The organism is Gordonia zhenghanii, assembly GCF_021738965.1.
Classification (GTDB): domain Bacteria; phylum Actinomycetota; class Actinomycetes; order Mycobacteriales; family Mycobacteriaceae; genus Gordonia; species Gordonia zhenghanii.
On the sequence record NZ_JAKKOQ010000008.1, the window covers coordinates 1 to 21984 of the forward strand.

The 21984-nt window shown below is 66.5% G+C and carries 18 protein-coding genes and 1 rRNA gene; 2 read left to right on the top strand and 17 right to left on the bottom strand.

What is annotated here, in order from left to right; all coding sequences use genetic code 11:
• The 14 genes from L5G32_RS10255 to pheS form a co-directional block, all read right to left on the bottom strand.
• Positions 1-124: ribosomal RNA gene (locus L5G32_RS10255) — 16S ribosomal RNA — on the bottom strand; the annotation flags it as partial.
• 525 nt (positions 125-649) lie between these two features.
• Positions 650-1921: a tyrosine--tRNA ligase gene (gene tyrS / locus L5G32_RS10260; RefSeq protein ID WP_237010952.1), complete on the bottom strand. Its 1272-nt coding sequence runs from the start codon at positions 1919-1921 to the stop codon at positions 650-652.
• Positions 1914-2150, bottom strand: a complete 237-nt coding sequence (locus tag L5G32_RS10265) for a Trm112 family protein (protein ID WP_237010953.1) — start codon at positions 2148-2150, stop codon at positions 1914-1916. Before L5G32_RS10265 ends, tyrS begins: the two co-directional genes overlap by 8 nt.
• A gap of 28 nt (positions 2151-2178) precedes the next feature.
• A complete protein-coding gene (locus L5G32_RS10270) occupies positions 2179-5169 on the bottom strand; it encodes an AMP-binding protein (protein ID WP_237010954.1) in 2991 nt (996 codons plus the stop codon).
• A 106-nt stretch (positions 5170-5275) separates the two neighbouring features.
• Positions 5276-6718, bottom strand: coding sequence for an argininosuccinate lyase (gene argH, locus L5G32_RS10275; protein ID WP_237010955.1), 1443 nt, complete (start codon positions 6716-6718; stop codon positions 5276-5278).
• A gap of 117 nt (positions 6719-6835) precedes the next feature.
• A complete protein-coding gene (locus tag L5G32_RS10280; protein ID WP_237010956.1) occupies positions 6836-7333 on the bottom strand; it encodes an arginine repressor in 498 nt (165 codons plus the stop codon).
• Entirely contained in the window at positions 7330-8253 is a 924-nt protein-coding gene (gene argF / locus L5G32_RS10285; protein ID WP_237010957.1) for an ornithine carbamoyltransferase, read from the bottom strand. The genes L5G32_RS10280 and argF overlap by 4 nt, the downstream gene beginning before the upstream one ends.
• Position 8254: 1 nt before the next feature.
• The gene (locus tag L5G32_RS10290) at positions 8255-9442 is read right to left on the bottom strand and encodes an acetylornithine transaminase (RefSeq protein WP_237010958.1); all 1188 of its coding nucleotides are present in this window, start codon (positions 9440-9442) and stop codon (positions 8255-8257) included.
• On the bottom strand, positions 9439-10335 hold the full coding sequence (gene argB / locus L5G32_RS10295; RefSeq protein WP_237010959.1) for an acetylglutamate kinase: 897 nt from the start codon (positions 10333-10335) through the stop codon (positions 9439-9441). The genes L5G32_RS10290 and argB overlap by 4 nt, the downstream gene beginning before the upstream one ends.
• Positions 10332-11561, bottom strand: a complete 1230-nt coding sequence (argJ, locus tag L5G32_RS10300; protein WP_237011224.1) for a bifunctional glutamate N-acetyltransferase/amino-acid acetyltransferase ArgJ — start codon at positions 11559-11561, stop codon at positions 10332-10334. The genes argB and argJ overlap by 4 nt, the downstream gene beginning before the upstream one ends.
• Before the next feature lie 23 nt (positions 11562-11584).
• Entirely contained in the window at positions 11585-12622 is a 1038-nt protein-coding gene (gene argC, locus L5G32_RS10305) for an N-acetyl-gamma-glutamyl-phosphate reductase (RefSeq protein WP_237010960.1), read from the bottom strand.
• Positions 12623-12787: 165 nt separating this feature from the next.
• Positions 12788-13936: a metallophosphoesterase gene (locus L5G32_RS10310; RefSeq protein WP_237010961.1), complete on the bottom strand. Its 1149-nt coding sequence runs from the start codon at positions 13934-13936 to the stop codon at positions 12788-12790.
• A complete protein-coding gene (gene pheT / locus L5G32_RS10315) occupies positions 13933-16413 on the bottom strand; it encodes a phenylalanine--tRNA ligase subunit beta (protein WP_237010962.1) in 2481 nt (826 codons plus the stop codon). Before pheT ends, L5G32_RS10310 begins: the two co-directional genes overlap by 4 nt.
• Before the next feature lie 81 nt (positions 16414-16494).
• The gene (gene pheS / locus L5G32_RS10320; protein ID WP_237011225.1) at positions 16495-17541 is read right to left on the bottom strand and encodes a phenylalanine--tRNA ligase subunit alpha; all 1047 of its coding nucleotides are present in this window, start codon (positions 17539-17541) and stop codon (positions 16495-16497) included.
• 276 nt (positions 17542-17817) lie between these two features.
• On the opposite strand from pheS, the gene L5G32_RS10325 reads away from it, so the two are divergent.
• Both L5G32_RS10325 and L5G32_RS19385 read left to right on the top strand, forming a co-directional pair.
• Positions 17818-20169 carry a protein kinase domain-containing protein gene (locus L5G32_RS10325; protein WP_308192036.1) on the top strand — a complete coding sequence of 784 codons (2352 nt, stop codon included), beginning with the start codon at positions 17818-17820 and terminating at the stop codon, positions 20167-20169.
• 165 nt (positions 20170-20334) lie between these two features.
• Entirely contained in the window at positions 20335-20442 is a 108-nt protein-coding gene (locus L5G32_RS19385) for an RCC1 domain-containing protein (RefSeq protein ID WP_237010964.1), read from the top strand.
• Between the two features lie 10 nt (positions 20443-20452).
• Here L5G32_RS19385 and L5G32_RS10335 read toward each other — a convergent pair whose 3' ends face one another.
• From L5G32_RS10335 to rpmI, 3 genes are read right to left on the bottom strand one after another with little or no spacing between them, the layout of a single operon-like run.
• On the bottom strand, positions 20453-21292 hold the full coding sequence (locus tag L5G32_RS10335) for a TrmH family RNA methyltransferase (RefSeq protein ID WP_237010965.1): 840 nt from the start codon (positions 21290-21292) through the stop codon (positions 20453-20455).
• A 42-nt stretch (positions 21293-21334) separates the two neighbouring features.
• A complete protein-coding gene (rplT, locus tag L5G32_RS10340; RefSeq protein WP_237010966.1) occupies positions 21335-21715 on the bottom strand; it encodes a 50S ribosomal protein L20 in 381 nt (126 codons plus the stop codon).
• 36 nt (positions 21716-21751) lie between these two features.
• Positions 21752-21946: a 50S ribosomal protein L35 gene (gene rpmI, locus L5G32_RS10345; protein WP_009678672.1), complete on the bottom strand. Its 195-nt coding sequence runs from the start codon at positions 21944-21946 to the stop codon at positions 21752-21754.
• Positions 21947-21984 lie beyond the last annotated feature (38 nt).

Sequence of the window (21984 nt, forward strand, 5' to 3'; positions counted from 1 at the left end):
CACCCACGTGTTACTCACCCGTTCGCCACTCGAGTACCCAGCAAGCTGGGCCTTTCCGTTCGACTTGCATGTGTTAAGCACGCCGCCAGCGTTCGTCCTGAGCCAGGATCAAACTCTCCAACAAAAAACATCAAAACACCCACCAAAAGCAGGCAATTTCGACACAAAGCCAGAAAGCAAACCTGACCAATCCAAAAAAACTGACTGATAAATCTACTCTATAAAAACAACAAACCCCCAAAAGAGGTTCATCCTTGTCACAAACAGACAATCTCAGCCACAAAACAAAAATAATATGGCACAAGAAAATCCATCACACACTATCGAGTTCTCAAAGAACACACACCCACCAGCACCAACCCACACCAGGGCCGAACTCCAGCAAGCACATAAAAAATTGTTCCGTCAGCCGTTTTCAGGCCAACTCCCCCAACCTATCAGGCCAGATACCACCAGACAAAACCCACACCCGAACCCCGTCACCAGGGAACGAAACTGAACTTTGCCGAAGCGGCTTCCTACTGTACCTCACCGCGGCGGAGTCTTTCAACTCGCTGGGCGGTGCGGGATTTCGGTGTCGTCGCGGCTGTGCCGCTCGGACTTGAAGAAAGTTACTAGACGGCCACCGCGAAGACAAATCCGCTGGTCGTCAGCCGATTCGCGCTCCCGCGAAGGTCTTCTTTCCGCGGCGGAGCACGAGCCATCGTCCGTGCAGCAGGTCGTCACTCGTCGGAGCCCACTCGGCGTCGGTGATCTTCACGTTGTTGACGTAGGCTCCGCCCTCGTCGACCGCACGGCGGGCTGCCTTGTTGCCGGTGGCCAGACCCGAAGCAACGAGCAGCTCGACGATCGTCGGTGCCGCGCCGGCGTCGAACTCCGCGATACCGGTCTCGGACAGGGCGGCCGACAGTGTGCCTTCGTCGATTCCGTCGAGCTCCGCACGTCCGAAGAGGGCCTGGCTCGCCAGCTCGGCTGCCGCAGTCATGTCGGCGCCGTGGATGAGAGTCGTGAGTTCGGCTGCGAGGCGCTTCTGTGCCAGACGCAGATGAGGCTTCTCGGCCGTGGCCTGTTCCAGTTCGACGATCTCGTCGCGCGACAGAAACGTGAACCACTTGAGGTAGTCGACGACGTCCGCGTCAGCAGTGTTGACGAAGTACTGGTACCAGGCATATGGCGAGGTGAGCTCGGGATCGAGCCAGACGCTCCCACCACCCGTCGACTTGCCGAACTTCTTTCCATCGGCCGAGGTGACGAGTGGAACGGTCAGGACATGCGCGGTGCCACCATCGACCTTGCGAATGAGATCCGCACCGCCGACGATGTTGCCCCACTGATCGGAGCCGCCGATCTGCAGCACCGCTCCGTAACGCCGGTACAACTGCAGGTAGTCGTTCGACTGGAGCAGCAGGTAGCTGAACTCCGTGTAGCTGATTCCGTCGGACTCGAGTCTGCGCTTGACCGTATCGCGCGCGAGCATCACATTCACCGAGAAGTGTTTGCCGACGTCGCGGAGGAACTCGATGGTGCTCATCGGGCCCGTCCAGTCCATGTTGTTCACCAGCACGGCACCGGTCGGCGAGTCGTCGATGTCCACGAACCGCTCGAGCTGTCCGACGATTCGGCCGGCCCAACCTGCGACCGTGTCCTCGGAGTTCATCGTGCGTTCGCCGACGTCCCGCGGGTCGCCGATCAGGCCGGTCGCTCCCCCGGACAGGACGATCGGACGATTGCCTGCCGCCTGGAACCGTCGGAGAGTGAGCAGCGGCACGAGGTGGCCCGCATGCAGACTCGACGCGGTCGGATCGAATCCCGCGTACAGCGAGATCGGACCATCGGCGAGAGCCTTGCGCAACGCATCGATGTCGGTGGTCTGGGCAATGAGGCCGCGCCAGGCCAGGTCGTCGAGAATGTCGTCAGTCATCAGCGTTCTCACTCCCCTGCACTGCAGTGAACGCTTGATGCTCCTCATCGGAGACTGTTCGAGCGTCGTCGATGAGCATGTCGGGGATGCCGAGCTCGTCGATCGAGTACGCGACACGCAGGCGCGGGTTGTACAACTCGTCTCCTGCGTCGATCAGTTCGCCGAGGTCTTGCGGGCAGACGAGCCGGTCGCGGACGACCGGGTCGAGGCGTTGGGCGCGGGTGCTCATGGGTTCCGAGGTTACTCGGGCCGCTGCGTCACTCGAGAGCCTGGGCAGCGGCGTGTGGTGTCGGCGACGACCAGTCGACGGCCTTGGCCGCGCGAGCCGTGTACCGGCGGTAACGACCCATGCCGTCCCGGTACCAGACTCGGGCACCCGGCTTCGGGATGCCTGCCGCGACGAACTTGCTGGTAATGACTCGGAACGATTCGGAACGCGGCATCTCGTTAGTGACCCAGATGAGGTCCGGGCGCTCGTCGGACGGCAACGATCCCAGGCTGACTCGGAGCGTCGTAGGTGTCACCGACGCGGCGTCGGGACGAAGGCTGACGACCGCAACCGCGACCTGCGTCCCCGGCGAGCCAACGCCGTAGACTGCGACCTGATTGACGGCGGCGACTTGCGAGAGTGCCTGCTGGATCGGTACCGCGTAGACGACTCCGTGAGCGGTGCGGATCACGGTCTGCGCGGACCCCATGAACCACAGGTCGCCGTCCGCATCGGCGCGGAAGAGGCTTCCCGTGACCTCCCACCGATCGTGCGTGCGGAACACGTCCCGGAGGACGAGCCCGTTCGATCCGAACCGCTGTGCCGCGTGCGCGACGAGCATTCCGACCTCGTTCGGTGCTGCCTCCCGGATGAATCCGCTGTCGGCGTCCACCTGCAACTGCTCGCTGTCGGGGTCGTACGCCGCGATGCGGACCGAGTTCGTCTCGGGAAGCGCACGACCCATCGAGCCGACCTTGTTGCCGTCGACGTTCGCGAGGATCGTCGATCCATCGGCCGTCGCAAAGAACTCGAGGACACGCGCAGTCGGCAGGACCTCGCCGATCTCCGACCACAGGCCGGTCGACAGACCCGACCCCATGAACAGGCGGACGGTGTTGAGCTGGGCCGGATCGAACTTAGATCCATGGAAGACATCCGCCAGCATCGACCACGTGTACGACACGACCGTCACACCGTAATGGCGGACCTCGAACGCGAACGTCTCGGGATCCACGCCATTCGAGAGCGCGATCCTCGAGCGCCCGGCAACGGTCGCGCCCAGCGTGGTCAATAGACCCGACGCATGGTGCAGCGGGGGCAGGCAGTAGACGGTGTCCCGGTTCGACAGACCCGCAGCGGCCGCGGCGCCGAACGCCGACATCGCGAAACGGTGGTTCGTGATCGACCACTTCGCGACGCGACCCTGGGTCTTCGTGAAGAGAATGAACGCCAGATCGCCGGCAAGACCCGGATCACGGCGATACCAGACCGGCACCCGCACCGCGTCGGGGTCGATCTGCTCCATGTCGATCACGTGCTCGCCATCCGCACGCTCAATGGCGCGCGAGTCGCCGCTGCCACCGCCGAGCACGAGGACGCGGTCGTTGACGGCCGCTGCGACCTCGAGGTGCGTCGGGTCGGTGATGACCGAGTGCGTGTCCGACAGCTTGAGCATCTCCGGAAGGTCTTCGCCCGATGCCAGGATGACGGCGACCGCCCCCAGCCGAGACAGCGCTGCGACGACGACCAATGCCGACGGACGGGTGTCCATCAGAACACCGATGTGTTCGCCCGGACGGATGCCGCACGAGATCAGACCTGCGACGACGTTGTCGATACGGGTATTGACCTGGTCGTGAGTGAGGACGCGGTTCTCGAACAGGAACAGTTCGTCGAGAGGCGTGCGACGTTGGTTCTCGCTCATGAGCTTCGCCAGCGAGATGCGCGTCGACGGCTGGATCTGACCGAGACGGAACAGCCTCGGCACGGTCCGTACTGACTCGCTCGCTACCGCAACCGTCGTGCGCTGGATCGACGAGACCGCCTCGATGACCTCTTTGGACACCGCGGTTCCCGCGCCCGCCACCTGACCGACTCCGTAGGTGAGACGGTTCGCCCAACTGATTCCCGTACCGGTGGACGCCGACGCGTCCATCGGAGCCATGTTCTCTGGTCTCGGACCACGCCCGTCGTTCCACAGGATCCATTCGGCCGTCGTCGGCCACGACAGCCTGCCTGCGGTCGATCCCACGACGAGACCGAAGTGGCCTGCCGGGACCGGTGTCTCGTAGACGTCGGCGTCCGGCGCCGCGCGTTGGATGCCACGGACTGCGACCGGCTGACCGATGTCGTCGGTCTCGCCGACGAACGCCAGCACCGGGCAGCTGATGTCGGTCATCGACACGACGTCGCCGTCGATGACGAAGCCGCCCGACATCATCCGGTTGTGGACGACGAATTGCCGGAGGAGTTCGGCGACGGCCGGTCCGGACCAGGCGACCCACCCCTCCTGCTCGATGAATCGACGCTGGTCTTCACGAGGCAGGAGTGCGTCACGATCGTGGAGTTTGCGTAGGAAGTCGATGCGGCTCTTCGCCGTCTTCACCGGATCCGCGAGCTGGAAACCGGTGCGCGCCAACCAGCTCGGCACCCAGAGGTTGCTGAAGAATCGGTCGCCGAGGAATTCGACGCCCGGCACGACGAGGTTGGCGGGGATGCCGAGCGGCATGGCCGCCGTGATGTCCACCGGGCTGCCGTAGGTCACGAGGCTCGCCAGGCCTTCGGACCTCCGGTAGGCCGCCGTCTGGTACGCGAACATGCCACCCTGCGAGTAGCCCCCGAGGTGCACGTCCCGCCCGACGACGCGCCTCACGAAGTCGACGACTCGGCTGATCGCCACGACATGATCGGTGAGGGTGCGCTCCATGCCGCCCTCTTCGTGGTCGGGCGACCCGAAGTCGACGACCCACGGGATGATCCCGTCTCGGTGCAGGACCGAGACCGCGCCGTTCTGCTCGGTCACGTCGTACACGTTGGCCGACACCATCATCGGCGGGATCAGAATGACGTGAGCGGCGTCTGTGCCGGGATCGTCGGGGAAATAGCGCCGCAACCGGAACATCTTCTCGGTCTCGACGACGGCGAAGGGTGCAGGTTCGGTGCCGGTCGCCAGACCGCCCATGCGGACCACTTCGAGCCCGTTCTGAGTCGTGGCGACAATGCGCTCCACGGCGGTGCGTATGTTCGGCAGTCCGACCACGTCAGTCCCTCTCTCCCCGCCACGGCAGTAGTCACCGCCGAAGCGGGTCCGCGACCCGGATCACCTTACCTGTACCGGATGGTCTCAGGCACGATGACCGCCGACTTCAGGCGAGCGACTTCCGGAGTTCGGCGATAGTCGCCGTGGCAACCGTGATCTGCCGCTCCACCTGCGGGGACGCGGTGCCTCCGTGCGCGTTGCGTGACTCGATCGATCCGGCCACGGTGAGGACCTCTGCCACGTCCGGTGTCAGCGCCGGATGGATCCCGGCGAGCACATCGTCGTCGAGGTCGTTCAGCCCGACGCCCCTCGATTCGGCCTCACGCACACACGCGCCCGCCACCTCGTGCGCCACTCGGAATGGAACTCCCTGCCGGACAAGCCATTCGGCGATATCTGTAGCGAGAGTGAAGCCGGCGGGCGCCAACTCCGCCATACGGTCGGCGTGGAAGGTCAGCGTCGCGACGAGGCCCGCCATCGCTGGCAGGAGGAGTTCGAGCTGCGCGACCGAGTCGAACACCGGCTCCTTGTCCTCCTGTAGGTCGCGGTTGTACGCCAACGGCTGCGCCTTGAGCGTCGCGAGAAGCCCGGTGAGGTTGCCGATCAGACGGCCCGACTTGCCGCGGGCGAGTTCGGCCACATCGGGATTCTTCTTCTGGGGCATGATCGAACTGCCCGTCGACCACGCGTCGGCGAGGGTGACGTACCCGAATTCCGGAGTGCTCCAAAGGATTACGTCTTCGCCGAGCCGCGACAAGTCGACGGCTGCCATGGCGAAGACGAATGCAGCCTCCGCTGCGAAGTCACGCGAAGCTGTCGCATCGATCGAGTTGTCGGCCGCGCTGTCGAAACCAAGGTCCTCGGCGATCGCGACCGGGTCGAGTCCTAGCGACGAGCCGGCGAGCGCACCCGAGCCGTACGGCGAGATCGCGACCCGTCGGTCGGCGTCGACCAGACGTGCGACGTCGCGCAGCAACGGCTGCGCATGCGCGAGAAGCGTGTGCCCCAACAACACCGGCTGGGCTGCCTGCAGGTGAGTCTTACCGGGCATGACGACGCCCGGGTTGGCCGCCGCCTGCGCCACGAGAGCTTCGGCGACGTCGAGCAGGCCCGAGCCGACTCGGCGCATGCCGTCGCGCAGCCACATGCGGAACAGCGTGGCCACCTGGTCGTTGCGGGACCGTCCGGCCCGAAGCCTGCCACCCAGTTCGACGCCCACACGTTCGATCAGTCCGCGTTCGAGGGCGCCGTGTACGTCTTCGTCCGACTCCGCCGGAACGAACGTGCCGTCGGCCAGGTCCGCGGCGAGTTGATCGAGCCCCACGTGCATTGCGGTCAGATCGGCATCGGTCAACAGACCTGCGCGATTGAGCACGCGAGCGTGTGCCTTCGACGCAGCGACGTCGTACGGAGCGAGTGCCCAGTCAAAGTGCGTCGACTTGCTCAAAGCTGCCATCGCCGCAGCAGGCCCGTCCGCGAATCGACCTCCCCACAGGGCGCCTTCGTTGGTGCCCTCCGTGCGGGTGGCTGCGTCGTTGCTGTCGGCCATGAGGTCGGGTTCTCCTTGTAGGACGGGACGGTCGGTGGGACGGGATGGTCGTTCGGGTTCACGCGATGTTCGTTCGATTTCATTGTGCCGGGTCGAGCCCGCGATGTTGCGCAGCGGTCACACGAGGCTTTCGATCTGTTGGGAGAGGTCCGCTCCGGAGAGCGGGCCCCGTGCCAGAACGAAGACCGTGTCGTCTCCGGCGATAGTGCCGACCACTCCGGGAAGTCGCGCACGGTCCAGCGCGCTCGCCAGGTAGGCCGCGGCGCCCGGCGGCGTCCGAAGCACGGCGATGTCACCGGACGAGTCCGTCGACACCAGCAGGTCCGCGAGCAGACGCGACACCCGATCGGTTCCACCGGACACGCCGCGGACCGGGGTGCCGTCTTCTGGCACCACGTAGACGCCTGCCCCGCCGTCCGCGGCTCGCAGCTTCACCGCGCCGAGTTCGTCGAGGTCACGCGACAGGGTCGCCTGGGTGGCCTCGATCCCGATCTCGGCCAGGCGTTGCTGTAGGTCCGACTGGCTTCGCACCATGTCGGCAGCGAGGATCTCGATGATCCGCGCATGCCTACCCGCGCGAGTCGCCGCGAGGCGGGCCGGGTCCGGGTCGGTCACTGGTTCTCCAGCAACCAGGTCAGTAGCGCTTTCTGCGCGTGCAGACGGTTCTCGGCCTCGTCGAAGACCACGCTGGCCGGGCCGTCGATCACCTCGTCGGTGATCTCCTCGCCGCGGTGAGCGGGCAAGCAGTGGAGCACGATCGCGTCGTCGGCGGCGTGGCCCAACAGATCTGTGTTGATCTGATACGCCCGGAAAGGCCCGACCCGATCGAGCCCGTCGCCTTCCTGCCCCATCGAGACCCAGGTGTCAGTGACGAGGACGTCCGCGCCTGCCGCAGCAGCGATCGGGTCGTCGACGACGGTCACGCTGCCGCCGGTCGCCTCCGCTTGACGCTGTGCCTGTGCGACGTCGGCGGCGGCGGGACGGAAGCCCTCCGGTCCGGAGACTCGCACGTGCATTCCGGCGATCGCACAACCCAGCATCAGCGAGTTGGCCATGTTGTTGGCCGCGTCGCCGAGATAGGTGAGCGTCAGTCCAGCCGCCTGCCCCTTGTGCTCGATGATGGTCTGCAGGTCGGCGAGCACCTGGCACGGATGGAACGAGTCGCTGAGCGCGTTGACGACCGGCACGGACGAATACTCGGCGAGGTCGTCGAGGCGATCCTGCCCGAAGGTGCGCCACACGATCGCGTCGACGAAGCGGGACAGGACCCGTCCGGTGTCGGCGAGCGACTCGTCGCGCCCCATCTGCGTCGTCGTACCGTCGACCACGACGGCGTGCCCGCCGAGCTGCGCGATGCCGACCTCGAACGAGAATCGGGTCCGCGTCGAGTTCTTGTCGAAGATGACGCCGACGGTCTTCGGCCCGGCGAGCGGCTTGGCCGCCAGCGGGTCGGCCTTCATCTGCGCTGCGAGCGCGAGGACGCGTGTCTGCTCGTCAGGCGAGAGGTCGTCGTCGCGGAGGAAGTGGCGGGTCATGTCAGCCTTTCGCATGCGCCGCGGCGGCGGCGTCGAGGATCGCGGGGAGGTCGGCGACGAACGCCGCGGCCTGATCGTCGGACAGAATCAACGGCGGGGCGAGACGCAGTACGTCGGGAGCGGGTGCGTTGATCAGATACCCCGCGTCGCGAGCCGCCGCGTCGGCCTCTTTCGAAACCGGTTCGGTCAGGACCACCCCCAGCAGCAGGCCGTCACCGCGCACTCCCTTGATCAGCGGGTGGCCGAGACCTTCGATGTCTGCGGTCAACGACTTGCCGAGCGCATCCACTCGCGCGCACAGGTCGTTCGCGTCGATGTGGTCGAGCACCGCCAAAGCTGCGGCGGCGGACGCCGGATTCCCACCGAACGTGCTGCCGTGATGGCCCGGGCCCAACAGTTCGGCCGCCGGGCCGGTAGCGACCACGGCGCCGATCGGCATACCACCACCGAGCCCCTTCGCCAGGGTCATCACATCGGGGACGATGCCCGACCGATGGTGCGCGAACATGGTGCCCGTCCGAGCGATCCCGGTCTGCACTTCGTCGAGGATGAGCAGCGCCCCGTGTCGGGTCGTGATGTCTCGGGCTGCGGCGAGGTATCCGGGCGGCGGGACGACGACACCGTTCTCGCCTTGGATCGGTTCGAGGATGACGGCGGCGGTCTGGTCGGACACCGCGGCTTCGAGCCCGGCGATGTCGCCGTATGGCACGAAGTCGACGCCTCCGGGCATCGGTTCGAACGGCTCACGCTTGCCCGGCTGGCCCGTCATTGCGAGCGCACCCATCGTGCGGCCGTGGAAGCCGCCCTCGGCGGCGATGATCTGCGGGCGTCCGGTGCGGCGGGCGATCTTGAACGCCGCCTCGTTCGCCTCGGTGCCCGAGTTGCACAGGAACACCCGGCCGTCGTGCCCGAATGCTCCGAGAAGACGTTCGGCGAGTTTCACGACCGGTTCGGACACGTAGAGGTTCGACACGTGGCCGAGCGTCGACAACTGCTTCGCGACAGCGTCGACGATCTCCGGGTTGGCATGGCCGAGAGCGTTCACCGCGATGCCGCCGAGCAGGTCGAGGTATGCCTTGCCGTCGGCGTCGTAGACAACGGCGCCCTCGCCGCGCACGAGTGCGATGGCCGGCGTCCCGTAGTTGTTCATCAGTGACGACGACCACCGCTGCTGCAGGGGTGCGGTCATTCGTGGGGACCTTTCTCGTCGGCGAGAACCGTGGTGCCCGCGGTCGACGCGGTCAACAGGGCTGCGAGCACTCCGTGTGGCTCGCGCCCGTCGATGACATGAGCTGCGCCGACACCGGCTTGAACGGCGTGCAGGCACGCCTCCATCTTCGGCACCATTCCGGCGTCGAGGCTTGGCAGCAACGCTGCCACCTCGCTCGCGGAGATGCTCGAAACGAGCGACGATCGATCGGGCCAGTCGGTGTAGAGACCCTCGACATCGGTGAGCATCACCAGGTGTTCAGCGGAGAGAGCGCTCGCGATGGCGCCCGCCGCGGTATCGGCGTTGATGTTGTGGACGACGCCGTCGGCGTCCGGCGCGATCGTCGAGATCACTGGGATCCGGCCTGCCCGGATGAGATCGTCCACGGCCGATGTGTTGACGGCGGTGATGTCGCCGACAAGTCCGATGTCGGTCGGTTCTCCGTCGACCAGGGCGGTGCGGCGGGTCGCGGTGAACAGGTGGGCGTCCTCGCCGGTGATCCCGACCGCGTACGGTCCGTGGCGGTTGATGAGTCCTACGAGCTCTCGACCGACCTGACCGAACAGCACCATCCGCACGACGTCCATGACTTCGGGAGTGGTGACGCGGAAGCCGCCGCGGAACTCGCCGTCCAGCCCGAGTCGCTTCAGCATCGCCGAGATCTGCGGCCCGCCGCCGTGGACGACGACCGGATGGATACCGCAGGCCCGCAACAACACCATGTCTGCGGCGAACGCAGCCTTCAACGCGTCGTCCACCATCGCGTTGCCGCCGTACTTGACCACGACTCGCCTGCCGTGCAGTGCCTGCAGGGCGGGCAGAGCCTCGGCGATCACCGCGGCTTTCGCCAAAGGGGTTCCGTCGACGCTCATGACGAGTACGCCGAGTTCTCTTCGACGTATGCGTGCGAGAGGTCCGTCGTCCGGACCGTCGCCTCGCCGTCGCCGGATTTGAGATCGGCGACCACGTGAATGCGATTCCCACTCAGGTCGACGTCCCGTGCGCCGTCGACCCCTGTGCCGTCCACACACACGGTGGAGCCGTTGAACGACACTGCGATCACGTCGGGATCGATGATCACCGGGGTGACTCCGATGGCGGCGAGCACCCGGCCCCAGTTGGGGTCCGATCCGAACAACGCCGTCTTGACGAGCGAGTCTCGCGCCACCGAACGCGCGATGATCAGTGCGTCGTCGTCGGTCTTCGCGCCCGTCACGGTGATCTCGACCCGCTTGGTCACGCCTTCGGCATCGTTCTGAAGCTGCGCGGCGAGGTCGTCGCACACGGCGAACACTGCTGCGTCGAGTTCGTCCTGAGACACCTCGATGTCACTCGCCCCGGAGGACAGGAGCAGCACGGTGTCGTTGGTCGACATGGATCCGTCGATGTCGAGGCGATCGAAGGTGCGCGCGGTCGCGTGGCGCAGCGCCGCGTCGAGTTGATCCGCCGAGGCTTTCACATCGGTGGTGAGGACGACGAGCATCGTTGCGAGCGACGGCGCCATCATGCCTGCACCCTTGGCCATGCCACCGACGTTCCAGCCGCCCGGATGGTGCAGAGCGACCTGTTTGGGTACGGTGTCGGTCGTCATGATCGCGTGCGCCGCGTCGGTGCCGCCCTCGATTCCACCGGCCATCTCGTGGACGATCTCGGTGACCCCCGCGAGCACCTTGTCCATCGGCAGCCGATCCCCGATCAGTCCGGTCGAACACACGGCTACTTCCCCGGCCCCGGTCTCAGTGCCCCAGTTCGATAGTGCCTCGGCCACGGCCTCCGCCGTTGCATGCGAGTCCTGGAACCCTCCCGGACCGGTGCACGCGTTGGCGCCACCGGAGTTGAGGATCACCGACCGGAGCCGCCGTGAGGCGAGCACCTGTTGGGACCAGCGAACGGGCGCGGCCTTCACCTGGTTTCGAGTGAAGACGCCCGCCGCGTCGTACTCGGGCCCTTCGTTGAACACGAGCGCCAGGTCGGGCTTGCCGCTGGCCTTGATTCCGGCAGCGAGCCCGGCGGCGCGGAACCCGAGGGGCGCGGTGACGCCTTGTCGCCGGACCATCCGGCCGCCGGACGCCGGATCGTCGAACTCGGCGGGCTCCAACGGTGACTGCGGCTGTGCTTCGGTCACGGTGCCACTCCCACTACGGTCAGGCCTTCGGTCTCTCCGAAACCGACGGCGAGGTTCATCGATTGAACGGCTGCTCCGCCAGTCCCCTTGGTCAAGTTGTCGATGACGCCGACCGCGGTGAACGTTCCGGTCCGCTCGTCCACTGCGATCCCGATGAGGACGGCGTTGGAGCCGATGATCGACCCCGTCTCCGGGAACTCGCCGGAGGGCAGGACGTGTACGAACGGCTCGTCGGCGTATGCCTTCTCGTAGACCTCGCGTAACTGCTGCTCGGTCGCGGAAGTACGTCCGGTGCACGTGGCGAGGATGCCGCGCGTGGTCGGCACGAGCACCGGGGTGAACGACACGTCGACGGGCGTGTTCGCCGCGTTCGACAGCGCCTGAGTGATCTCCGGCGTGTGCCGATGGGCACCGCCGACGCCGTACGCCCGCACCGAACCGATCACCTCGGCCGCGAGCAGGTTGACCTTGGGCGACCGACCGGCGCCCGACGCACCGGACATGGCGACGATGTTGACCCGCGAGTCGACCAGACCGGACGAGATCGCGGGCAGCAGCGACAGAATCGAGACCGTCGGATAGCAGCCCGGCACTGCGATCCTCGTCGTCGACGACAATGTCTCCCGATTGCCCGGCAGTTCGGGCATGCCGTACGGCCACGTTCCAGAGTGGTCGCCGCCGTAATAGTGCGACCATTCCGCCGAGTCCTCGAGCCGGAAGTCGGCTCCGCAGTCGACGATGATCGTCGACGGCGGCAGCGCGTCGGCGATGACGGCCGACTGCCCGTGCGGCAACCCCAGGAACACCACGTCGTGGCCCGCCAGGACCTCGGGCGTCGTCTCCTGCAGGACGCGGTCAGACAGCGGGATCAGGTGCTTATGGTGTTCACCGAGACGCGTTCCGGCATTGCCGCCCGCCGTCAGTGCGCCGATCTCCAGTTCACCTGTGGCCAGCCGCGGGTGGCCGCACAAGAGGCGAAGGATCTCGCCGCCCGCATAGCCACTCGCGCCTGCGACCGCTACCTTGATAGTCATGTCAATCATTATGCATGATGACGCAAATTAATTCAGTGGCAGGGTCGGATCTCGACTCCGCTCGATCAGCGGAAGTGCGACTCGATCAGCGGGCAGGCAGCTCGGTCAGCGGGCAGGCAGCTCGGTCAGCGGAAGTAGGACGTCGATCGGCGGAGTGCAACTCGATCAGCGGGCCGGGCTCGGACGCAGGGTGAGCACGGTGATCTCCGGCGGAGCGAGTACGCGGACCGGCGGGCCCCACGCACCGGTTCCTCGCGTGACGTAGACGGGGACACCGTCGACGTCGCCCCAGCCCGCGGTGACCGGCTGCTGGAAACGCACCAGGTAAGTGTTCGGCCAGAGTTGGCCGTCGTGGGTGTGCCCGGACAACTGGAGATCCACTCCGTACTCAGCGGCGTCCTCCGCCTGAATCGGCTGATGAGCGAGGAGGATCACCGGTCGCGAGCGGTCCCGATCGCCGAGCGCCGCCGCGTAGTCCGGCGCGTACGGATCCGGTGCGGTCTCGTCGTAGACGCCTGCGAGATCGACCACGTCGCCGCCTCGCTGCAGTTCGACGCGTTCGTTGCGGAGCGTCGTGATGCCGAGGGTCTCCCAGAAGTCGAGCCACGCACCGCCGTCGTCGACGTAGTACTCGTGATTGCCGCTGATCCCGAACACGCCGAGCGGAGCGTGCAGGTCGCGCAACGGTTCGAGGTCGGGGCCGACCTTGGCGACCGTCCCGTCGGTCAGGTCGCCGCCGAGCAGAATCAGATCGGGGTGCTGGGCCATCACGTCGTCGACGACCCGACGGACGAAGCCTTCTCCTCGTGCCGACCCGACGTGGACGTCGGTGACCAGGGCGATCCGGACTCCGTCGAACGCCGCGGGAAGATTGTTCAGGTCGGCTTGGTGCTCGACGATCCGCGGGGACGCGGCCTCGGTGAGTCCGTAACCAGTCACGGCGAGTGCAGCCACGACGACGACGGCCGTCGACCCGGCCAGGACTCGCCGCGGCAGCCCACCGCCCGGCCGCCGCACCACGCGCCGCACCACCCGGACCACGCCCGACACGATTGCGATCGCCACCGTGCCGAGAAGCAGGTAGTAGACGACCGCGGCCCAGGTGAAACCGACGAACCCGATAGGACGAGCCCACTCGGGATCGAACACGTCGCCTACCGCGAACGCCATCGTCGTCGCGACACCGAGCACGATCAGCACGACATCCGCGGCCACAGCCCATCGCCCGCGTACGCCGGGCGCTCGGACCAGACGGCGATGCAGCCAGAACGTGACCAGCAGCGCGGCGACACCCGCGACGACGAGGCGGATCAACGGAGCCGAGCGCCTACCGCGTCGGCTGCCCGCTCGACGGCGGCCATCTTCGCTGCACTCGCGTCGTCCTCGGTGAGGGTCCGGTCGCCGGCACGGAAGGTGAGCGCGAAGGTCAACGACTTATTGCCCTCGCCGACCTGCTCCCCGGTGAACACGTCGAACAACGAGATCGACTCGAGCAGTTCGCCCGCTCCGTCGCGCAGCGCGTCCTGCACCTGGCGTGCCGCGACGTCCGCGGACACCACCACGTTCACGTCCTGCAGCACAGCCGGGAACGGCGACACCGTCGGCGACGGCAGGCTCTCCGTGAGTGGCAGAGCGTCGACGTCGATCTCCAACGCGCACAGACGTGCGGGCAGGCCTGCGCGCTCGAGGACGGCGGGATGAAGCTCGCCTGCGTGACCGACCGTCACGCCGTCGACCTCCAGGCGCGCCGATCGTCCCGGGTGCCACGGCAGGGTGTCGTCGGCGACGAGCGTCAACTCCACGCCCGACACCGCGGCGATCTCGCGGGCGGCCTCGAACGCGTCGTATGCGTCTGCGGCGCGACCGGGCCCCCACGGCCCAGCGGGCGCACGCAGACCGGTCAGCACTGCGGCGGCGTACAGCGGCTGGTTCGGCAGTGACGCGTCGAGTGCCGCGAGGTCCTCGTCGGACGGGCGTGACGTGACGTCGAGCGCGTCCACGACCGGCCCCTGGTCGCCGCCGAGGACCACCTGACCGACCGCGTACAGCGCGAGGTCTCGTCGACCGCGAGCGATGTTGCGGGCCGCCATCTCGAGGAGCCCGGGAAGCAACGTCGTGTTGAGCTGCGGCCGGTCGGCCTCGAGCGGGTTGAGCACCGACACCGCTGCACGGCGCGGGTCGTCGGACGGCAGCCCCCACGTGTCGAACACGCCCGCGGGCATGAACGGATACGGCAGCACCTCGATGAAGCCGTCCGCAGCCAGCGTGACACCGATCGCTCGGCGACGCCGCTGCCACGCCGACAGGCCGCGGCCGCCGGGGGCGCGCGGAACGACGGCCGGAATGTCTTCGAGGCCTTCGAGCCGCAGGACCTCTTCGACGAGGTCTGCGGGTTGGCCGAGGTCGGGCCGCCAGGACGGTGGGGTGACGAGAAGGACGTCGCCTGCCTCCTCGACCACGCAGCCCACTTCGCGCAGGCGCGCGGCCGTGGTGCCTGCCGGATAGTCGACGCCTGCCGTCGCATCCGGGAGTCCGGGAGCGATCTCGATCGGCGTGATCGGTTCGGTGTCCAGGCGCACGTCAGTAAGGTCGCCTGCGATGCGTCCGCCGGCGAGGTCGACGATCAGCGACGCTCCGCGATCGGATGCGACCGCAGCGAGTTCGGAATCGACGCGACGCTCGAACCGCTTCTGCGCTTCCGAACTGAGCTTGTGCCGCTTGCCCGTGCGGAACACGCGGACCTGATCGAAGTTCGCCGATTCGAGCAGCACGTTGACGGTGTCGTCGCCGACCTCGGTCGCGGCCCCGCCCATGACGCCTGCCAGCGCGATCGGTCCCGACTCGTCGGCGATGACGACGTCCTCGGGATCGAGCGTGCGGGTGACCCCATCGAGCGTCTCGAGGGTCTCCCCCGCCTGCGCGGGCCGTACTGTGATCGCGCCGCGCACCTTGTCTGCGTCGAACGCGTGGAGCGGCTGACCGAGTTCGATCATCACGTAGTTGGTGGCGTCGACGATCGCCGAGATGGGTCGGATGCCCGCCACCAGGAGTCGCTTGGCCAGCCACCACGGCGACTGCGCTGTGGCGTCGACGCCTTCGATGACGCGTGCCGTGTAGCGGGTGGCGGCACTGTCTGTGTCGATCGCCACCGGCCACGGCTCGCGGGTTCCGGCCACAGCGAGCGCGGAGCCGCCGAGCCCGGCGTCGACGTACGGCACTGCGAATGCACTCGCCAGTTCGCGACCGAGTCCGCGCATGGAGAACGCGTAACCACGGTCGGGAGTGACGTTGATGTCGATTGCGGTGTCGTCGAGTCCGAGCACCTCACGCGCATCGGCGCCCGGCTCCGCCGTGCCCGGGGCGAGCACCAGAATGCCCGAGTGGTCGTTGCCGACCCCGAGTTCGGTCACCGAGCAGATCATCCCGTCCGAGGTCTTCCCGTACGTCTTGCGGGTGGCGATCTCGAACGGACCGGGCAGCACGGTCCCCGGCAGGGCCACCACCACGAGGTCGCCGACCGCGAAGTTACGGGCGCCACACACGATGTCGCGGGGATCGTCCTCGCCGACCTCCACCTGGCAGAAGCGGATCGGCTTCTTGAACTCGGTGAGCTCCTCGATCGCAGCGACCCGCCCGACCACGAGAGGGCCGGTGATCTCCGGGAACGGCTCGACGTCCTCGATCTCGAACCCGACCCGGACGAACCCGGCGTCGATCTCGTCGGTGGACGCAGCCCAGTCGGGCGTGCCGTCGCGCAGTACTTCGGTCAGCCAGGACTGTGGGAGTCGCACGGGGTAACCAACTTCTTTCGTGTGGAACTCGCGTCGCGAGTCGTCGATTCGCAGACGTCGATGAGGACTGGTGGAACTTGTCTAGAACGCGGGACCGAACGGCGCGGTGAAGCGCACGTCGCCCTCCACCATGTCGCGCATGTCAGGCAGGTCGTTGCGGAACTGCAAGGTGCGTTCGAGGCCCATGCCGAACGCGAAACCCGTATAGCTGTCGGGATCGATTCCACTGGCACGCAGCACGTTCGGGTTGACCATTCCGCAGCCGCCCCATTCGACCCAGCCTGCGCCGCCCTTCTTGCCGGGGAACCAGACGTCGACCTCGGCGGAGGGCTCCGTGAACGGGAAGTAGGAGGCCCGCATGCGCGTGGTGGTCTCCGGGCCGAACAACGCCTTCGCGAACGCTTCGAGAGTCCCACGCAGGTTGGCCAGGGTGAGCCCCTTGTCGACGGCGAGGCCCTCGATCTGGTGGAAGACCGGCGTGTGCGTCGCATCGAGTTCGTCGGTGCGGAACGTGCGTCCTGGGCAGGCGACGTAGATCGGCACGTCGCGGCTGAGCATCGACCGCACCTGCACGGGCGAGGTGTGTGTGCGCAGCACCTGGCGGGAGCCTTCGGGTGCGATGTAGAAGGTGTCCTGCATCGATCGCGCGGGGTGGTCGGGAAGGAAGTTCAGCGCATCGAAGTTGTGGTGCTCGGTCTCGACCTCGGGCCCCTCGGCGATCTCCCACCCCATCGACACGAAGACGTCGGCCACTTGTTCGGCGATCACCGTGATCGGGTGCCGCGCTCCCTGCGGGCGACGACTTGCAGGCAGTGTGACGTCGATGGTCTCGGCGACCAGGACGGCCGCGTCGCGTTCGGCGGTCAGCACCTCAGTTCGCTCGTCCAACGCTGCGGACACTCGGCCACGCACCTGATTGACCAGCTTGCCTGCCGCAGAGCGCTGATCCTTCGGAATGGACCCCAGAGCGCGCCGGGCCAGCGCGATCGGCGACCGGTCGCCGATGTGAGCGATCTTCGCCTGCGTCAACTCGTCGAGGTCGGACGCTGCGTCGAATGCGGCTACCGCGTCGACGACGGCGGCATCGAGTTGTTCGTCGGTCGGGAACTCGTCAGCCGAGTCGGGCACTTCGTTGGGGTTCTGCGCGTCGGCCACCTGGCTCGCATCTCCTACACCTGCAGGGAAAAGGACACTTACAGCGTAATCGACCAGGCATAAGGCACAGAGACCAGCCCAGGCCGCTCCCTTTGCGACGGTGTGTGTCATTCGGAAGGCCTAGGTCAATACCGACAATCGGATGACCGAGCAGCTACATTTCTGGTGACCGTGTTCTGTCCGACGGCAGGTACGGGTTCGAGAGTTTCGTGAGACTGGAGGAAGAAAGTGCCTGCACAGCCCGGAGATGTGATCGCCGGATACCGAGTCCTCTCACTACTCGGCTCAGGAGGCATGGGCGATGTCTACGTCGTGGAACACCCACAACTAGAACGCAAAGAAGCGATGAAGGTCATCTCCGTCGCAGGCGCCTCCAACCCCGACTTCCAACAACGCTTCGCCAACGAAGCACGCACCGCAGCCTCCCTGGACCACCCCAGCATCATCACCGTCCACAGCTACGGCGTCGACGACACCAACAGCTCCGAGAAGACCGCAGGCCTGCCCTGGTTCACCATGAACTACCTCGACGGCCCCGACATCGCATCAACCCGACTGACCCCCGCCGAAACCATCAACGTCATCAACCAAGTCGCCGACGGCCTCGACTACGCCCACGCCCGCACCATCGTGCACCGCGACATCAAACCCGCCAACATCGTCATCACCCGCAACACCGACGGCACCCTGGCCCGCGCCGTCGTCCTGGACTTCGGCATCGCCAAACTCTCCAACTCACCACAACTGACCGCCATGAACTCCGTCGTAGGCACCATGGCCTACACCGCACCCGAGATCATCTCCGGCCAACCCGCCACCGCACGCTCAGACCAATACTCCCTGGCCTGCACCACCTACCAAGTCCTCACCGGACACGCCCCCTTCCAAGCAGACACCGCCACCGCACTGATGATGGCCCACGTCCAACAACCCCCACCACCACTCGGCCAAGCACGCCCCGACCTCGCCGCCCTGACCCCAGTGCTCACCCGCGCCATGGCCAAAGACCCCAACGCCCGCTACAACAACTGCCGCGAATTCGCCACCGAACTACACCGCGCACTCACCCAAACCAGCGCAGGCACCGCCACCGCCATCGCACCCACACCCACGCCACCACCACCGATGCCCCACACCTCCAACCCCGGCCTCGGACCCAACCCAACCCCGCACCCCACACCCCACAACCAGTCCGGCCCCAACAACCCACTCGGCCCCCACAGTCAAAGCGCCCCATACAACCAAGGCGCCTACACCTCCAATCCCCAACAACCCGGATACAACCCCGCCATGGGACCCGCCGGAATGGGTTCGGGCGGCATGGGACCAGGCGGCCCCATCGGACCAGGACCCGCCCCCAACGGACCCTGGAACCCCGGCCAACCGACACCACCCAAGAAAAGCAAACGCAACCTCCTCATCACCCTCGCCATCGCCGCCATCGCCATCATCGCCATCGCCGGAACCTCACCCCTCTGGTGGCCAAGCTCCAACGACGACGCCGGCCCGGCCGTCGCCACCGAGAATCTCGAGGTCTCGTTCGGCACATCGTGTTCCATCCGCGACGGTGAGCTGTACTGCTGGGGCGGCAACAGAGCGGGCCAACTCGGCGACGGCACCACCACCGACCGGGCGAATCCCGCCAAGGTGACCGGACTGACCGACGTCACCGGGGTGGCCGCAGGCGGATTCCTCGACGAACAGGATCGAATCACCGCGACGACGTGTGCCATCGACGCAGGCGAGGCCTATTGCTGGGGCGCCGCCGGCGCAGGCCAGATCGGCAACGGGACCAAGGAACAGGGTCAACAGACGACGCCGTTCAAGGTCCCGAATCTGACGGACGTCACCGCGATCGCGAACAGTTACGCGGCTTCGTGCGCAGTGTCCGCAGGCGATGTCTACTGCTGGGGATACGGCACCACCGGCCAGATCGGCAACGGTGCCACGACCGAGAACGTGCTCACTCCGACCAAGGTGCCCGGACTGTCGGACGTCAAGACTCTGGCAATGGGTTCGGGCTCTGTGTGTGCCGTCGACGGCGAATCGGACCTGTACTGCTGGGGCTCCAACCAGAACGGGCAGTTGGGCGACGGCTCGACGACTCAACGGAACGCACCGGTGAAAGTCAACTCGCTCAAGAACGTCGAAGACGTCTCGATCGGCATGAGCCGGGACAGCGACAAGCGCCTCCAAATCGAGACGTGTGCCGTCGCCGACGGCAAGATCTACTGCTGGGGTGCCGGACTCGGCACCGACTCGAGCCAACGTTCCGCGCCTGCGGAAGTGACCGGCATCGACGATCCGCAGCAGGTCTCCGTCGACGTCGACACCGCATGTGTCGTGGACGGCTCCGGCGACGTGTACTGCTGGGGCAACAACATCAAGGGCCAGGTCGGCAACGGAACGACCACGTCCAACGACAAGCCTGCCAAGGTATCGGGTCTGCGTGACGTCGACGTCGTCAAGACCGGCGGAAGCACGACGTGCGCAATCACTGTCTCGAGCGAGATCTATTGCTGGGGCAGCAATTCCAGCAAACAGGTCAGCGACTCCGAAGACTCGACTGGTTCGCCGACACCGGTCAAGCACGCTGCCTGAAACGGATCGAACTCGGCCTCTCGACCCGGGCGGCCGAGTTCGGCCTGCGCGCATGGAATCGGGCAGTTGAACGACATGTCCGTTCTCGCCGCTTACCCTTTAGCTGACCGAAGTCGGCCATCTGAGAGGACCCGAGAATGTCTGCACAGCAGCGTCACCTGTGCGGTGACCGATGCTGACACCTACTGCTGGGGCACCAATTCGTCAGGCCAGCTCGGCAACCAGCAGGCTCCCGAGGAGAAGAGCGCGACGCCGGTCAAGGTGAGCTTCTGACCGGCGCGGGTCAGGTGTTCTGGACTCGCGCGCTCGCGTAGAGGCAGATGGCACTCGCGGCCGCGAGGTTCAAGCTCTCCGCGCGTCCGCGAATCGGGATCGACAGTCGATGATCCGCGTCGGCCAGGACGTCGTCGGGCAGACCGTGCGCCTCGTTGCCGAACAACCACGCGTGCGGCGTGGACAACGTCGTGTCTGCGTCGTCGAGCGAGAGTTCGCCGTCCATCGTCGTCGCGACGAGCGCGACGCCCGCCGACCTGATCTTCCCGAGCGCTCCGGCGATGTCGGGGTCCCGCACCACCGGGATGTGGAAGACGCTTCCCGCCGACGCCCGGACACTCTTCGAGTTGTGCGGGTCGACGCTGTCGCCGAGGAGGAGCACGGCGTCCGCGCCCATCGCATCTGCGCATCTCGTCAGAGTCCCGACGTTGCCGGGTTCGCGGGGTTCGACGGCGACGACGAGGAGTCGCGGGCCTGCGGCCAGGATCTCGTCCAGGGTGGACCACACGAGGTCGCAGACGGCGAACACTCCTGGCGAGGTGGTGGTCTCGGACAGCTTCGACGACGCCCGATCGTTCACCTGATGAACGGGGAGTCCGGCGTCGAGTCCGCGGCGCACGAGCGCGGCATGCCGCTCAGCGTCGCTCTCGCGTACGAGCAGACCGGTCGCGCGCTCGGTCGCAAGCGCAGCGTCCACCGCGTTGAATCCTTCGACGAGGAAACGGTTCTCGGAGCGACGGACCGATGCTCGATGAAGCTTCGTCAACGAAACGACCCGCGACGACCGTTCGGTGAGAACGTCCGTCGCGGGTCGCTGCGGTGACCGCGGTGCAGTGCGGCGGTCGGTCACGACTCGCTCCGCTCAGCAGGCGAGATCATGACGTGCGTCCGCTCAAGCAGCAGGCGCGTTGACATCGGCGGGCAGTGCCGCACGCGCGACGTCGACGAGGCCGGTGAAGGCTGCCGGGTCGGTGATCGCGATATCCGAGAGGACCTTGCGGTCGACCTCGACGCCAGCGAGCTTCAGCCCCTGGATGAGGCGGTTGTAGGTGATGTCGTTCGCGCGCGCCGCAGCGTTGATGCGGGTGATCCACAGCTTGCGGAAGTCGCCCTTGCGCTGACGACGATCGCGGTACGCGTAGGTCATCGAGTGGAGCTGCTGCTCCTTGGCCTTGCGGTACAGGCGCGACCGCTGTCCGCGGTAACCCTTCGATGCCTCGAGTGTTGCGCGGCGCTTCTTCTGGGCGTTGACCGCCCTTTTCACACGTGCCATTAGTCAGTAGTCCTTATACGTCGTGTCAGGGAAAGATCAGCGGTTGAGCAGTCGCTTGATGCGCGGTGCGTCGTTCTCGCTCACAACGGTGGTGCCGTCGAGGCGACGGGTGACGCGCGACGACTTGTGCTCGAGGAGGTGGCGCTTGCCAGCCTTCTGGCGGACGATCTTGCCGCTTCCGGTCACCTTGAAACGCTTCGCGGTGCCCTTGTGGGTCTTGCTCTTCGGCATGGTTTTCCTTAAATCAGGCGAACTCGGGCCGCGTCGGT

Bases quoted from the DNA above. Each gene is read 5' to 3' on its own strand.
- tyrS (WP_237010952.1), bottom strand. From the start codon at position 1,921: ATGACTGACGACATTCTCGACGACCTGGCCTGGCGCGGCCTCATTGCC.
- L5G32_RS10265 (WP_237010953.1), bottom strand. From the start codon at position 2,150: ATGAGCACCCGCGCCCAACGCCTCGACCCGGTCGTCCGCGACCGGCTC.
- argH (WP_237010955.1), bottom strand. From the start codon at position 6,718: ATGGCCGACAGCAACGACGCAGCCACCCGCACGGAGGGCACCAACGAA.
- argF (WP_237010957.1), bottom strand. From the start codon at position 8,253: ATGACCCGCCACTTCCTCCGCGACGACGACCTCTCGCCTGACGAGCAG.
- L5G32_RS10290 (WP_237010958.1), bottom strand. From the start codon at position 9,442: ATGACCGCACCCCTGCAGCAGCGGTGGTCGTCGTCACTGATGAACAAC.
- argB (WP_237010959.1), bottom strand. From the start codon at position 10,335: ATGAGCGTCGACGGAACCCCTTTGGCGAAAGCCGCGGTGATCGCCGAG.
- argC (WP_237010960.1), bottom strand. From the start codon at position 12,622: ATGACTATCAAGGTAGCGGTCGCAGGCGCGAGTGGCTATGCGGGCGGC.
- rplT (WP_237010966.1), bottom strand. From the start codon at position 21,715: ATGGCACGTGTGAAAAGGGCGGTCAACGCCCAGAAGAAGCGCCGCGCA.
- rpmI (WP_009678672.1), bottom strand. From the start codon at position 21,946: ATGCCGAAGAGCAAGACCCACAAGGGCACCGCGAAGCGTTTCAAGGTG.